A 15,183-nucleotide genomic window follows, 5' to 3' on the forward strand; every position below is an offset into this window, starting at 1 on the left:
AAGGCCTATGAATAATAAAAGGAGTTACTGTTTATGGTCAAAATAATTTGTGCTGCCATGATGATAACGATGTTTTCTGGTTGTAATCTACGCACCTGGCTTAATAACTTTACATCCAAAGAAAAAGCTACCACTTCAATAAAAGAGCTAAAAAACGTAACATCGCTTGAAAATGAAAAACAATTCACCAAGTTTGTTGCCAACCCAAAACCAACCATTGTCATGGTCCATTCAACCTGGTGCAGCAGCTGCAAAATCATGGAACCAATTTTTTCAAAACTTGCAGACGAGCTTAATGACGCAAAATGTGGTATAATCAATTTGGACCAAGCTCCTGAACTGGCAAAAAAGTATCTATTGTCTGGCGTTCCTGTCTTTTTAGTATTCCAAAATGGAACAGAACTTAGCAAGCCAGAAACAAGACCAATAGGAGATATGAGTCTTGATAATTTACGACAAAAAATTGATGAAGTATTTAGCGAGTTTCACAGTTAAACAAAAGATCTTAAGTACACAGGAATCATATGAACATTGTACTAACCAACACGCTCGACAAAAAAAAAGAACTATTTAAGCCACTTATTGAAAAAAAGCTATCATTATATGTTTGTGGCGTCACTCCCTACGACCATGCCCACATTGGCCACGGTCGTTGCTATGTTCAATTTGATTTCCTGGTACGTTTGTTTCGCTTTCTTGATTATCAAGTAACCTACGCCAGAAATTTTACCGATATTGATGATAAAATTTTAAAAAGAGCAGCAGCAGAAAACGAGCCAGATTTTAGCAAAATTTCCCAAAAATACATTGATTCGTTTCATGCGGACATGCAAAAACTCAATTGCGTGAGCCCTTCTGTTGAACCTCTGGTTACCACACATATTCAGCACATTATAAAATTTATTGAACAACTTATTGCCCAAAACAATGCGTATGTAGCAGGTCTTGATGTTTATTTTGATATCACCAGCTTTGTTGGTTATGGCAAACTTTCGGGCCGCAACATTGATGACCTGCTTTCTGGCGCACGCGTTGAAGTTGATGAACGCAAAAAAAACCCGGGCGATTTTGCGCTCTGGAAAGGCAATGATCAAGGCCAATTTTGGCCATCACCATGGGGTCACGGACGCCCAGGTTGGCATATTGAATGCTCAGCTATGGCACAGGAATACCTAGGTAAAACAATCGATATACACGCTGGCGGCATGGATCTTATTTTTCCCCATCATGAAAACGAAATTGCTCAGTCTGAAGGCTTGCACCATCAACCATTTGCTCGCTATTGGCTGCATAACGCTTTTGTAAATATCGACAAAGAAAAAATGTCCAAATCACTGGGCAATGTCGTAGCTTTACACAAAATTTTTGAACAAATTGATCCCATGGTTTTACGCTATTTCTTTTTACAACACCACTATCGAACCCCAATTGACTTTAGTTTTGATTCTTTACAAGGCATCCAAACAGCCTACAAAAAACTTGTTGCTCACTTTGCCCCTATCGCCATGCCTTCAAACTATACGGTGGAGCAACTTGTTGCCAACAACCCAATTATCAAAGAAATGGTAGAAGCATTGTGCGACGATTTGAATAGCACGAAAATGTTTGGAATTCTTTTCCAACATTTCGCAACCATTAAAGAATCGGTTGAGCTTTCACAAGCAGTTCGCGTTATTTTGCAGGATGTTTTGGGTTTCACGCTCCAGCCCCTAGCAGAAGAAACAGTAACCATAACTCCCGAAATTGAAAGCTTAATTGCACGGCGAGAGCAAGCACGAGCAGCCAAAGATTGGGCTCAAGCAGACCAGATCAGAGACGAGCTTGCTCAGAAGGGATATTCGGTTCACGACAAAAAATTTACCAAGTAAAGCATACTGAAGATTTTATTCATGAGTAACGCACGTTGCGTTAATGTACCATTTTGAAGAGGATAAAGAATTTTATGAGTAAACGAATTGCTTTTTTTCAATCAGATTTGTACGAACAAATTAAAGAAATGATCAAGTCGTTGGGGCTCGTTTTTGGGGACATCGGAACCAGTCCAATTTATACTATTTCAATTATTTTCTTAACTACCCCCATCACCAAGCTTAATATTTTAGGAGTTCTTTCTCTCATTGTTTGGACATTAACACTCCTTGTTTTTGTAAAATATGCCATGCTGGCAATGAGCCTTGGTAAAAAAGGAGAAGGCGGAACTATTGTGCTCAAAGAGCTTTTAATTCCGTTACTGTCTTCAACGCGCCAGGTAGCCTTTGTTTCTTTTCTTTCTTACATTGGCATATCACTTCTTTTTGGCGATGGTGTTTTAACCCCGGCTATTAGTATTTTAAGTGCCGTTGAAGGCATTCAACTAATTCCAGCGCTCAAAAACATCTCACAAACAAACTTAATGATTATAGCCTGCATTATTGCCGTTTTCCTTTTTGGCTTTCAAAAACGTGGAACCGACAAAGTTTCTGCTGCCTTTGGACCATTAATGCTCATTTGGTTTCTTGTGTTAGCATCTTCAGGTATTGCAGCATTAATTCAGGCCCCTTTTGTTTTTCAAGCCCTCAACCCGTATTTTGGCATTAAATTTTTAGCAGACAACGGTTTTGCTTCATTCTTTATACTGTCTGGCATTATTTTGTGTTCAACGGGCGGCGAAGCGCTTTATGCCGATATGGGACACCTGGGGCGCCAACCCATTCAACGCGCAGGCATTTTTGTTTATGTTGCTCTTATTCTTACGTATTTAGGTCAAGGTGCTTATCTTTTTAACAACCCAACCACGCAGCACGTTTTTTACGAAATGATCTACAAACAAGCTCCTCAGCTGTATTCACTCTTTGTCTGTTTAAGCGTTATAGCAACCATTGTTGCGTCTCAGGCAATGATCAGCGGCATTTTTTCAGCCGTTTATCAAGGCATTACCACCAAAGTTTTGCCGATGTTCAAAATTGACTACACTTCCAGCAAGTTCAGATCTCAAATTTACGTTGGGGCTGTAAACTGGTTTATTTTTGCAGCGGTAATTGGCATTATTTTGCACTTCAAAGAAACACATAAAATTGCTGCTGCTTACGGTTTTGCAGTAACTGGCACCATGACTACAACGGGGATTATGATGTCGTGGATCTTTTTCTTGCGTCACAACTACCTTAAGGCCAGCGTTTCCGTTATTTTGACCTGCATTACACTTACCTACTTCTTTTCAAATACTATCAAAATTCCCCACGGCGCTTATTTGTCGCTCATTTTGGCCCTTATCCCTCTCAGTATTATCTTTATTTATTCAAAGGGCAGAGAACAAATGGCCAAAAATCTCCGACCACTAGCGCTTGAAAAATTTCTTGAAAAATACAACTTAATCTGTCAAAAAGTACCCCAAATTGAGGGGACTGCTCTTTATTTTGTACGCCAAGTAACACCCATTGCTCCCTATATCTGCCAAACAATCTTTAAAAACAACATTTTGTACGAAGACAATATTATCATTTCAATCATTACCCGAGACGATCCATTTGGCGTAATTGGCTTCTTTCAGGGAGACCTTGCCCCAGGCTTACGAATTTTTGAAATACACATGGGCTATATGGAAATTGTTAATATCGAAAAGATTCTGCACAATGCCGGCATTAATCCCAAAGTTATATTCTACGGCTTTGAAGAAGTAGTAACGAAAAACCCGATCTGGAAGATGTTTGCGGTTATAAAACGAATGACTCCCTCAACCGTCAAATTTTACAATTTGCCAGCTTATAAGCTCCATGGTGTGGTAACTGTTGTCGAGATGTAAAAAATAAATATAAAAAAACAGGTTTTTATGTTGACAAACATCTCAAATACTTATACATTTTAAACCGTAAAACAAGCATAGCGAGCGGGAATAGCTCAGTGGTAGAGCATTGCCTTGCCAAGGCAAGGGTCGCGGGTTCGAATCCCGTTTCCCGCTCCATTTTTCTCAGATATCAAAAATAGTTCAAAATAAGGCAAAAAAAAGCCCTTCAATTGCATAAACGATTTATTTCTGTTACCTTTTTGAAGGATTTTAAAGCATTTAAGTTTCTTGTTTGATGAATATTATCGCTTTTATTAGCTGTTGCATCATTTAAACAAAGCCTTGTTATTTTGAATTGGGTATTTTATACATTTTATTACTTACTATCCTTTTTAAGGAAAGGTTCTATCAGATGAAATCAATGCTCCATGAAGCATCATCCATCTTCAAAGCAATCGAAGAAGCATGGAATGAATCTGGAAAACCAACAGAATTTACTATAAAAGTTTTGGAGACCGGCAAAAAAGGTCTTTTGTGGTTCACCAACCGCCCCGCCATTATTTCGATTTCTTATGATCAAAAGAACCAGCAAGCGCCACAGGCAAAAGAGGTTTCTAAGTCTGACAGAACTCAGCATCAAAAAAATCGCAGCGAAAAACCACGAGAACAAGTTCGTGATCAAGGGCGCGCAAACCAAAACCAAGACAGACAACGACCTGGGCAGCAGCAAAAAGCTGGCCAACCGCAACAGCCACAGCGTCAACAACAACCGCAGCGTCAACAAAATGCTCAGCAAAACCAACAGCAACCACGACAACAACAGCCACAACTGCAAGACAGAAAACAACCGCAACAAAAAGCTTCAAATCCTGTTGAGGGAACCTCTCACAATAACTGGTCGCAAGAATATGCTGATCATGTTACTAAAGAGCTGAGAGACTTACTTGCTATTTTGAAAATTGACGTTCCTTTTGTTACAAAAAAAGAAGGTCGACGCTTACACCTTACTTTTGAAAAAAGCTTTTTACCTGCAGCTGAAGAAAAAATGCTCTTTATGAGCTTGTCATACCTTTTAATTCAATTTATAAAGAAGCACTATAAAAAGAAATTTAAAGGCTTTAGCTTGGCAATTCGATCAAAGGACTCAGCCACCCATGACGCATCTGAATCAACTGAGCAATGATCACGACGCCATAGTTTCTCTCTGTACGCCGCGAGGCAGCGGTGCAATTGCCATTATACGCATTTCGGGAGACAATGCCCTTGATTGCGTAGATCACATTGTAAAGCTCTCTTCTGGCAAAAGCTTAGCGGACTGCCCTTCCCACACGATTAATCACGGGCACATTGTAGACCCTACAACAAAGCTGGTTATTGACGAAGTGCTTTTAATGGTTATGCACGGCCCCAAAACGTTTACGGGCCAAAACACCATCGAAATCAACTGCCATAACAATCAGTTTATTATTGAAAAGATTATTGAGTGCGCCATTTTATATGGCGCACGTCTTGCTCAAGCTGGCGAGTTTACTAAACGCGCTTTCTTAAATAATAAAATTGACTTATTACAGGCAGAATCAATCAACGAACTCATTCACGCTCAAACCGAGCTTGGTTTACGAAAAGCACTTGCCCAGCTTCAAGGTAGCCTCTCTAATCATTTTTATACTCTTGAACATGACATAGTCATGCTACTAGCTCTTGTTGAATCAGCCTTTGAATTTGTTGAAGAAGAACAACGAGATTTAGCGCTTGATCAAACGATTATTGAACGCACACAAGAGCTCTTAACACGCTTGGCCCAAGTAAAAGAACATCACAACCACCAGCAGCAAATAAAACAAGGAATCCGCTTGGCACTTCTTGGTACCGTTAACGCCGGTAAATCTACTCTTTTCAATGCCTTAGTTAAAAAAAACAGAGCTATAGTAACCAACATTGCCGGCACCACGCGTGACAGCATAGAAAGCTCACGCTACGTTAATGGCAACTTTTGGCTCGTTATCGATACAGCAGGCCTGCGCCAAACGGGTGATTTTATTGAACAACAAGGTATTGAGCGCTCATTAGAAGAAGCAGAGCAAGCTGACATGGTGATCCTGGTAGTCGACACAAGCCGCCACCTGAGCGAACAAGAAAAAAAGACCTACTATGAGATTTATCAAAAACATCGAGATAAGGCTCTGGTAGTTATGAACAAAATTGATCAAAGAGTTTTAGAAAATAGCGAATATAATGAACTATTTGATCAAGCTACCATGCTTAATGTTTCAGGACACCATAATACCGGCGTTCAGGAACTTGAACACCTCATCGATCAAAAAATTCAGCAACTCTTTGCCTCCCTCCGCTCTCCATTTTTGCTTAATCAACGACAATACAATCTTATCATTGAAATTGAAGCAAAATTGAAAAATATTGCAAATAGTTATTTAAATACTATAGAATATGAATTAGTTGCCTACCAACTCAAGGGAATATTAGAAAATATCTCTGAGCTTACCGGCAAGAGCATTACCGAAAACGTTTTAGATAACGTCTTCAGCTCGTTTTGCGTTGGCAAATAAATAAAAAAAGGGGATTGGGAGATGGAAGTAACACGATATTGGAAGCAACAACTCTTATGCACTATTCTTTTTAGCTTAGTTTCACTCACCAATATCTATGCCTTCAGCCCAAAACGCCGACTAAGACACACTAAAAATTCGCTACAAAACAACCCCGTTTCATTTTCTGGAACATTATCCAAATTCATGAGCTTAAGTGATTACGAAACCCCAGACAACACCATAATTTGGGAAGAAACTACACCAAAAAAATTTAATGAGTTAATTGTTTCATGGAACGCCAAACGACCCCAAAAAGGCCAAATTACTTTTTGGGTGAGCACTAAACACACACAATGGTCACCATGGCACCGACTGGCTGAATGGGGCCCTGATTATCAGCTAACTTTCGTTAACAAGCTTAATCAATACGTTCACACCACGCACGTAAGAAGCGAAATGCAACAAGGGCGCTTGGCCCAAGGTTTTCGCGTAAAAGCAGTCTTTCAAAACGGCGCAGCAAAAAAAAACCTCCATGCCCTCTTTGCTTGCTTTTCAAACCTTTCTGATTTTAGAACGGTACAAAAACCATTTACCAAACCTTCAGTCTTAATTCCCTCTGTTCCACGCCAATCGCAAATGAATTTAAGCCACAACCGCGCACGTGATTTATGCTCACCAACCTCTCTAAGTATGATTGTTCGCTATCTTGCAACCAAATTTTCACGCCCACAAGCACGTTCTTTGCATGATGACGCCATTACCTTAGCCGAAAAAGTTCATGATAACGGTTATTTAAATATTTACGGCAACTGGGTACTTAACGTGGCACAAGCCTATGATTCATGCCAACATGCATTTTATCGAGTAGAACGCATGAATAGTTTTGATACCCTGTACCAGTACTTAAATAAAAAGATTCCCGTTGCGGTAAGCGTTAGGCGCCTGAAGGGGGGAGCAACACCCTACGCTAATGGACATTTTTTGGTCATTGTTGGCTGGGACCGAGCCAAACAATCTGTCTTATGCATAGACCCAGCATTTGATGATTATCACACAACATTCAAATCATATCCCCTTAAAAACTTTCTTAAATCATGGGGCTTATCTAAAAACCTTGCATACGTTCCTTTGCTTAAATCAGTCTTTAATGAACAAAAAAAATAGTCTCTCTCTTCTCTAAATCCCTTCTCAAAAATTGTATCTGGTAGTATTTTATTATCAGAACTTTATTTATTTATTGAGGATATCATCATGAATACTCAAAACTTTACTAATGCCTTTACCCAACTTATTCAAGAAGCATACGGACGCGCCCAAGAGCAACAACACGGCGTATTTACTCCTCTTCATCTTTTAGCATCAGCACTGCCCAACGAACTCATGGCACTATGTCTAAAAGATCTTGAGATAAATCCTTTAAAATTGGAGCAAGAAGTTGAGCAAGAACTGAGCTTTATCGCGCGTGTTCAAGGAGCTCAACCTGCCCTTGACCAAACTCTCCAAACATTTTTATCGTTATGCCAAAAACAAGCAAACGATCTAGGCGACAAATTTATTAGCATCGATGTGGCGCTGCTGACGTTTACCCAAGAAAACATATTTTCTAAAAAATTATCAGCACTTATTAAAGAACTTGGATTCACTCACACTCGTGTTATGGAATGGGTACAAAAAATACGAAAGGGTCAGACCGTGGACAATCAACAAGCAGAAGGCACCTACCAAGTCCTTGAAAAATACTGCCAAGATTTTACCAAGTTAGCCGCCGAGGGAAAGCTAGACCCTGTCATTGGCCGGCACGAAGAAATTCGACGTGTGACGCAAATTTTGTCTCGCCGCACCAAGAACAATCCGGTTTTGGTTGGCGACCCTGGCGTGGGGAAAACCGCTATTGTGGAAGGACTTGCGCAACGAATTATCAACAACGACGTTCCAGAAAGTCTGCGTAACCGCAAAGTCTACGCACTGGACATGGGCGCCTTGATTGCCGGCACCAAATTTCGTGGCGAATTTGAAGAACGGCTCAAAGCAATACTTAAAGCAATTGATGAAGATTCTTCTTCAATCATCTTGTTTATCGATGAAATGCACATGCTGGTTGGCGCCGGTGCAGCCGAAGGCGGCATGGACGCCTCTAACCTTTTAAAGCCTGCCCTGGCTCGTGGCACCCTGCATTGCATTGGCGCCACCACGGTAACTGAATACAAAAAGTATATCGAAAAAGATGCAGCCCTTGAACGCCGCTTCCAAAAGGTACTCATTGAAGAACCGTCGATAGACGATGCTATTTCCATTTTGCGGGGCTTAAAAGAACGGTACGAGCTTCACCACGGCATTCGCATAAAAGACCAGGCACTGGTCAAAGCGGTGCAATTGTCGGCACGCATGATCCCCGACCGATTCTTGCCCGACAAAGCAATTGACTTGATTGACGAGGCCGCCTCGATGGTAAAAATGGCCGTCGACTCAAAACCAGAGACAATCGACCAGCTGGGTAGAAGAATTAGGCAACTTGAAATTGAAAAGGTTGCCTTGGGCAAAGAAAAAGATGAAACCTCTAAAACTCGCCTTCTTGATCTTGAAAAAGAACTCAGCAGCTCAAAAGAAGAAGAGCGCAAGCTTATGGAACAATGGCAAGCGGAACGCAAACCAATTGAAGAAATCAGCAAAATAAAAGAACAGATCGAGCAAGCAAACATAGAATTTGCCCAAGCTGAACGAGAAGGCAACTATAGCAAAGCGTCTATGATCAAATATGGCAAATTGGTTGAGCTTGAAAAAAAGATGCAGGCCCAGCAAGAAAAGCTTAACAACAACAAAACGCACTTAATCAAAGAAGAGGTTGACGAAGACGACATTGCTACCGTACTTTCGCGCTGGGTTAAAATTCCGGTTGAAAAACTCAAGATGGAAGAAAGCCAAAAGCTTATTGCTATGGAACAGGTCCTTCACGAGCGCGTTATTGGCCAAGACGAAGCAATAACAAAAATTGCCAATACTATCCGTGCCCATCGTACCGGCTTAAGTGACCCCAACAAACCAATCGGCTCTTTTTTGTTTCTTGGGCCGACCGGCGTGGGCAAAACAGAAGTAGCCAAAACTCTGGCCGACTATTTGTTTAATGACGAACACAAGATGGTTCGTATCGACATGTCCGAATACATGGAAAAACACACGGTTGCGCGCTTAATTGGCGCTCCACCTGGCTACGTTGGGTACGAAGAAGGCGGACAATTAACTGAACAGGTCCGCAAACACCCGTACAGCGTCATTCTTTTTGATGAAGTAGAAAAAGCTCATCCCGATGTTTTTAACGTATTTTTACAAATACTTGATGAAGGACACGTTACCGACGCCCAAGGCCGCACGGTGTCATTTAAAAATTGCATCATTATCATGACTTCAAACATTGGATCAGACCTGATACTACAAGCAAAAACAATTACTCCCAACGTTCAGACGGAAATAGAAAAACTACTCCATCAACATTTTAGACCAGAGTTTCTGAACCGAATTGACGAAATTATCTACTTTGAGTCACTCTCCTCAAATGCTCTTGCGAGCATTGTCAGAGTTCAATTGAAAAGCGTTATACAACGACTCAAAGAACAGAATATAACACTGACAATTAGCGATGCAGGGATTAACAAGCTAGCCGAGATTGGCTATATTAAAGAATATGGCGCACGCCCTCTTAAACGAGCAATACAAAGCTATGTTATCAACCCTCTAGCCCTTGAAATGCTCAAACAACCTGAAAAAAAATCGTTTATTGTTGATACAAAAAACGACACATTAGTGATTGGATGAAATGAAAAAAGGCTCGGGATTACCGAGCCTTTTCCAACACTATGCGCGTTGATCTTAGCGACGTGCTTTCATTCTCATTTTGCCATGAGAAGTCTTTTTACGAGCTGTTTTTTTCTTTGCTGTTTTTCTTTTCGCTGTTCTCTTTTTAGCTGTTTTTTTCTTAGCTACTTTTCTTTTAGCTGTTTTTTTCTTGGCTACTTTTTTCTTCGCCGTCTTTTTAGCTACTTTTTTCTTCGCTACTTTTTTCTTTGCTGTTTTTTTCTTAGGTGCAGCTTTCTTCTTAGCAGCTACCTTCTTTTTAGGTGCAGCTTTTTTCTTAGGTGCAGCTTTCTTTTTAGGCGCAGCCTTTTTCTTAGGCGCAGCCTTCTTCTTCTTTACTGTCTTCTTAGCAGCGGCAGCGGCTGGCGCTTCGTGGTGCACAGCGGCTACTGGTTTTTTCTTTGCCATAGCAAACTCTCCTTTTTAAAGAATCCCTATACGATCAATTACTCTCTTTCAACTTACAACAAGATCTCTTTTTTTAACTTATCTTCATCCTCCTCATTGTTAGCCACGTCTATCAGATCTACACGCACACTCGTACCGTTTAGACAGTATTGTATGCTTGCCTACCTTTAGTATAGACAAAATTACACCCAGTTTGTCAAATAAATGACACGAAAAAAAAATTTTTTTTACTAACAAAACAGTATAAAAATTTTTCACACTTCTCGATTCATTGCTGCTAGTCAACCTTTTCAACAACTTTGATCACTATTTTTTTCATTCATTTTTTGACATTTTTTTTGCTCATTTTTTTTGTTTTTTGAACCAACAATTTTCTCAACACCCTCCAGGAAGGCAAAATCAAAGAGCAATTCAAAAAAACATATTTTTGAGGTATCATGCCTAAGTAAAATTTTCATTCACAACTTCAAAAATTGACGATCTAGGAACTCCAGCATGTCACCAAAAACACTGATCAAATCGTTAAAATCTATTCATTTAATCAATCTTTTGATCAGTTCTTTTTTATATGGCATTATTCGATTACTTTTTGCAACATATAAACTCAAATTAACTTATGACAAGAACTTTATAAAACCCATGAAAAAGCAGCATGGTATCTTCTATTTCTGGCATCAGAACATTGTTGGTTGTATGTATTTCTTTTTCAAAAAAAAAAGCCAAGGGTACTGCGTTGCCAGTCCAAGTGACGATGGGAAAATAGCAGGGTTTATTTGCCAAAAGCTCGGTTTTAACGTCATTTATGGCTCATCGCAAAAAAACTGCATTAGACTTATTCGCTTAACATTGGCCGCCCTAAATGAACACAAACAGGTTTGCATGATTGGCGACGGCTCTCGTGGACCCGCCCTTAAACTACAGCGAGGACTCACGTATTTAGCAAAAAAAAGCACGGCTCCCCTTATTTTTGTCGAGTGCACGGCAAGTAAAGCAATTACCTTAAAAAAAAGTTGGGATCTCTTTCAAATACCGCTACCATTCAGCACTATTACTATCCATGTTAACGCCCCAGTGGCACGGTAATTTATGTTTGTTTTTGTTCAACTTCTTTCAGGATTTGCTAAAACTCTGACGTATAAAGTCCCTCAAAATCTTGCCGGACAACCCCTCATGCACCGGCTTGTCCGCGTGCCTTTGCGCAACAAAATAGTAACGGCTTTTGTCATAGGATCGGCACAAAAGCTTGCCCAGCCAAGCAGTTTTGAAATACGCGAGATGCTCGACATCATCAATCTTCCAGCAGATTCAACCTACCATACCTTCATTGAAGCATTGGCTGATTTTTACTTTTTAAAGCCACTCTTTTTTTATCGTCGACTCCAAAGCTTTTTCCAAGAAAAGCAAGCAAAAGAGCCTTTACAAGATTTGTCAGATATTCCAGCAAAAGCCATTACCCTCACCGCAGCTCAAGAGGCCGTTGTTAATTATCTAGAACCGCGCATAAACCAGACTGTCTACAGCCCTACCCTCTTGCACGGCGTTACTGGATCGGGCAAAACTGAGGTTTATAAGCGGCTGATTGAGGCTGCCATAAAACAAGGAAAGTCGGTTATTTTGCTCTTACCAGAAGTTTCTTTGAGTATGCAATTTGAACGTAAACTTAAGCAACAACTACTCAATATCTCAATCTTTGGCTTTCATTCAACCACCAAACCAGAAGAAAAACGCGCCGTCTGGCAAGCAGTTATGGAACAAAAACCATTCTTGTTGATTGGCGTTCACTTACCCATTTTGCTGCCTTTTGCCAATTTGGGCCTGATTATTGTGGATGAAGAGCATGAGCCAGGCTTTCAAGAAAAAAAACACCCTAAACTCAACAGCAAAGAGCTTGCTTTGTGGCGAGCTTTTATTTACAAAATTCCTATCTTGTTGGGTTCGGCCACGCCTTCCCTTACTTCGTTGTACCAGACACAAAACCAACGATGGGCATTCTTTCAACTCAAAGAACGCTTTTTGGGAACTTTTCCCAAAATACAGCAGGTAAACCTCATTCAACAAAAACGAGCGCGTACCTTCTTTTGGATTACACCAGAACTTGAGAAAGCTATTCATGAACGCTTACAAAAAAAAGAACAGGTCATTATTTATTTAAATCGCCGCGGGTACAGCTTTTTTGTCCAGTGCAAGGGCTGCGGGCATATTCCTCAATGCCCCAACTGCTCGGTCAGCCTTACCCTGCATTTGGGCAAAAAACTCAAAGACGAGAAAAATGTACAAACCAGCCTTGAAGGGCATACCTCATTTTTTTCCTGCCACTATTGCAGCTACACCAAGCCAACTTTTCTGTCATGCCCCAGCTGCAAGGCTTCTGAAAGCTCATTGCTTAAAAAAGGCATAGGCACTCAACAGATTGTTTTAATGCTACAAAAGCTCTTTCCCCATGCCACTGTTGCTCGCGCAGACCTTGATACCAGCTCAAAAAAACGCTTATGGCACGAAACGGTAACTAACTTTGAACAAGGCAAGATAGACATTTTAGTTGGCACCAAAACCATAACCAAGGGATATCACTTCCCAAACGTTACCTTGGTGGGTATTTTATGGGCAGACCTGAATCTTAATTTTCCTCAGTACAACGCGCATGAAGTAACGCTTCAACAGCTTATTCAAGTTGCAGGGCGTGCCGGACGCGAACATAAACCTAGCACAGTTATTGTGCAAGTGATACACGACCATGAAATTTTTGACTACACTAACGAAATTGATTATTTGACCTTTGCCAACCAAGAACTTGCCGTGCGAGCTCAAACGCTCTACCCGCCCTACTACCGCTTGGTCCAACTAGAATTGCAACACACCAAAGAAGCTCAAGTTGAAAAAGACGCTAACATACTTGCAGAACAACTCATGGAAACAGGAACAACTCTGGGCCTGAATGTTATTATTTTAGGGCCAACTTACCCAATCATTCAAAAAATTCAAAAGATTGAAATCAGACATATATACTTAAAAAGTAAAACATTTAAAGAACTACACCAACTAATAACCAACGTTAACCGAGAAAAGATAAAAAGTACCGTTCATATCTCAGTTAGTTAGTAATGTTGAGAGGGTTTCAATGTTTAAGAAAATGGTCTTTTCACTCATCATATCAGTCCCATTCACCAACCATGTCATACCAGCAGCAAGCCCAGAAGTAAAACTAAGAGCACTCCTCGATTCTGGGGTGTCAGTTCATGAGCCAGACGCCACTGGCCACTTTCCTCTGCATTGGGCCGCCATTTTTGGTTATGACTGGGCGGTAAAACTCTTTCTTGAACGCGGAGCTAAACCGACTGCGGTGAATAAATCAGGCAAAACTGCTCTCGATTTGGCCCTAGAAATCGGACACTCAGAAATAGCCAAAATACTTGAACAAGCAGAACAAACTAGTTAATAACAAACCAAAAAAAAGGGCCGCTCTTTTGATGAACAGCCCTTTTTTAAATTAACTCTTATTTATGCCAAGTATTACATTCCTGTCGCAGTGTCATCAGTTGTTGTTGCATCAGCTGGTTCAACGCTTTTATCTGATGTTTGTTTACTCGTTGCTTTTACTTTTTTGGTTTTTTTACCAGCAATTTTTGTTCTTTTTGCCTTAACAGGCTTAGTAGACTTATTTTTAGTAGACTTATTTGATGTTCGTATTTTCTTGCGCTGCGCAGGGGTACTTGACGCTGTAGTTGTTTTCCCAGCTTTAGCCTGCTGTTTTGCTAAACGCTTGGCACGCTTACTAGCAAGATGCTTTTGTTGTTTGCCTTGACTCTTTTTAATTTCTGCTTTGGTTGCCTGCCACGCTGTTTCTTTTTTCTTTGCATCTTTCTTAACCTGCGCTTCTACTTTTTTAACCAAGTCAGGAGTCACATTTTCCATGCCATACTTTACAACACCACCATCAGCATTAAGGGCAAAAATACTTTTCCCAGACTGTGAGACCTGCACAAAACTGGTTACATCTTGTCCTTTTTGATCTTTAACACGGTTCCAAGCACCCTTTTCATAATGATAAAGGTATATCTTATCGCCATCTTTAAAGGTTCCCCACATCTCATCTTTGTTGCCAACAGCAATTGAGGTAAGCTTGATGCCAGGCATTTGTTTCCAGGACGCTTTTTTGTTTTTTGTAGCAGGAACATAGAGATAAACGCCATTTTCTTCGTTAATACCAACAGCGGTACCATCGGACCCAACACCAATATCAAGTCCTTTTGCACGCGCAGCCCAACCATCTTTTGCTAATTTATAAATGTTATTGTTATCGGCAAGAGCCCAGATATTATCTTTATCGCCAACTGCTACCTTTTTAAATTTTAAAGCATCTTTACCAACCCCTGGCTTAACGCTCACCCACTTACCAAAAGTATCTTGCTCGCCTGGTTGAGCAGGAACCCATGGCTTGGCAGGAGCTGCCGTTACTACAACAGGAGTAGCAGGAGAAACACCTTTTTCTTTATCAACTAACGCAGCAACTTGTTGCTGAGCAGCCGCATCTTGAGCCGTTGCTGGAGGAGGAGCGGTATCAAGAGGGGCCGCATCACTGCGTGGGGATAACGATAGCACAATACTCATAATCAT

Annotated in this window: 12 protein-coding genes and 1 tRNA gene; 11 read left to right on the top strand and 2 right to left on the bottom strand. The window is 40.6% G+C overall.

The window, feature by feature from the left end; all coding sequences use genetic code 11:
• Positions 1–33 precede the first annotated feature (33 nt).
• The 8 genes from K2W90_06545 (at position 34) to K2W90_06580 (ending at position 10,122) form a co-directional block, all read left to right on the top strand.
• Positions 34–495: a thioredoxin family protein gene (locus tag K2W90_06545; GenBank protein MBY0353994.1), complete on the top strand. Its 462-nt coding sequence runs from the start codon at positions 34–36 to the stop codon at positions 493–495.
• Positions 496–524: 29 nt separating this feature from the next.
• Positions 525–1,868 carry a cysteine--tRNA ligase gene (cysS, locus tag K2W90_06550; GenBank protein MBY0353995.1) on the top strand — a complete coding sequence of 448 codons (1,344 nt, stop codon included), beginning with the start codon at positions 525–527 and terminating at the stop codon, positions 1,866–1,868.
• Positions 1,869–1,942: 74 nt separating this feature from the next.
• A complete protein-coding gene (locus K2W90_06555; GenBank protein MBY0353996.1) occupies positions 1,943–3,781 on the top strand; it encodes a KUP/HAK/KT family potassium transporter in 1,839 nt (612 codons plus the stop codon).
• 84 nt (positions 3,782–3,865) lie between these two features.
• Positions 3,866–3,940 (top strand) — tRNA-Gly (locus K2W90_06560).
• A 235-nt stretch (positions 3,941–4,175) separates the two neighbouring features.
• Positions 4,176–4,946: a Jag N-terminal domain-containing protein gene (locus K2W90_06565; protein MBY0353997.1), complete on the top strand. Its 771-nt coding sequence runs from the start codon at positions 4,176–4,178 to the stop codon at positions 4,944–4,946.
• A complete protein-coding gene (mnmE, locus tag K2W90_06570) occupies positions 4,918–6,330 on the top strand; it encodes a tRNA uridine-5-carboxymethylaminomethyl(34) synthesis GTPase MnmE (protein ID MBY0353998.1) in 1,413 nt (470 codons plus the stop codon). The genes K2W90_06565 and mnmE overlap by 29 nt, the downstream gene beginning before the upstream one ends.
• A gap of 21 nt (positions 6,331–6,351) precedes the next feature.
• Positions 6,352–7,476, top strand: a complete 1,125-nt coding sequence (locus tag K2W90_06575; GenBank protein ID MBY0353999.1) for a C39 family peptidase — start codon at positions 6,352–6,354, stop codon at positions 7,474–7,476.
• An 87-nt stretch (positions 7,477–7,563) separates the two neighbouring features.
• On the top strand, positions 7,564–10,122 hold the full coding sequence (locus K2W90_06580) for an AAA family ATPase (GenBank protein MBY0354000.1): 2,559 nt from the start codon (positions 7,564–7,566) through the stop codon (positions 10,120–10,122).
• 54 nt (positions 10,123–10,176) lie between these two features.
• On the opposite strand, the gene K2W90_06585 is transcribed toward K2W90_06580, so the two are convergent.
• Complete coding sequence (locus tag K2W90_06585; GenBank protein MBY0354001.1) at positions 10,177–10,569, bottom strand: hypothetical protein; 393 nt, start codon at positions 10,567–10,569, stop codon at positions 10,177–10,179.
• A gap of 495 nt (positions 10,570–11,064) precedes the next feature.
• Between K2W90_06585 and K2W90_06590 the strand changes: the two genes are divergently transcribed.
• The 3 genes from K2W90_06590 to K2W90_06600 are packed head-to-tail and all read left to right on the top strand — an operon-like array spanning position 11,065 to position 14,005.
• A complete protein-coding gene (locus K2W90_06590; protein MBY0354002.1) occupies positions 11,065–11,652 on the top strand; it encodes a DUF374 domain-containing protein in 588 nt (195 codons plus the stop codon).
• 3 nt (positions 11,653–11,655) lie between these two features.
• The gene (priA, locus tag K2W90_06595) at positions 11,656–13,668 is read left to right on the top strand and encodes a primosomal protein N' (protein ID MBY0354003.1); all 2,013 of its coding nucleotides are present in this window, start codon (positions 11,656–11,658) and stop codon (positions 13,666–13,668) included.
• Between the two features lie 19 nt (positions 13,669–13,687).
• The gene (locus K2W90_06600; GenBank protein ID MBY0354004.1) at positions 13,688–14,005 is read left to right on the top strand and encodes an ankyrin repeat domain-containing protein; all 318 of its coding nucleotides are present in this window, start codon (positions 13,688–13,690) and stop codon (positions 14,003–14,005) included.
• Between the two features lie 74 nt (positions 14,006–14,079).
• On the opposite strand, the gene K2W90_06605 is transcribed toward K2W90_06600, so the two are convergent.
• Positions 14,080–15,183, bottom strand: a 1,104-nt coding sequence (locus tag K2W90_06605) for a hypothetical protein (GenBank protein MBY0354005.1), incomplete at its 5' end; no start/stop codon positions are given.

It is taken from the genome of Candidatus Babeliales bacterium, from assembly GCA_019749895.1.
Taxonomy (GTDB): Bacteria; Babelota; Babeliae; order Babelales; family RVW-14; genus AaIE-18.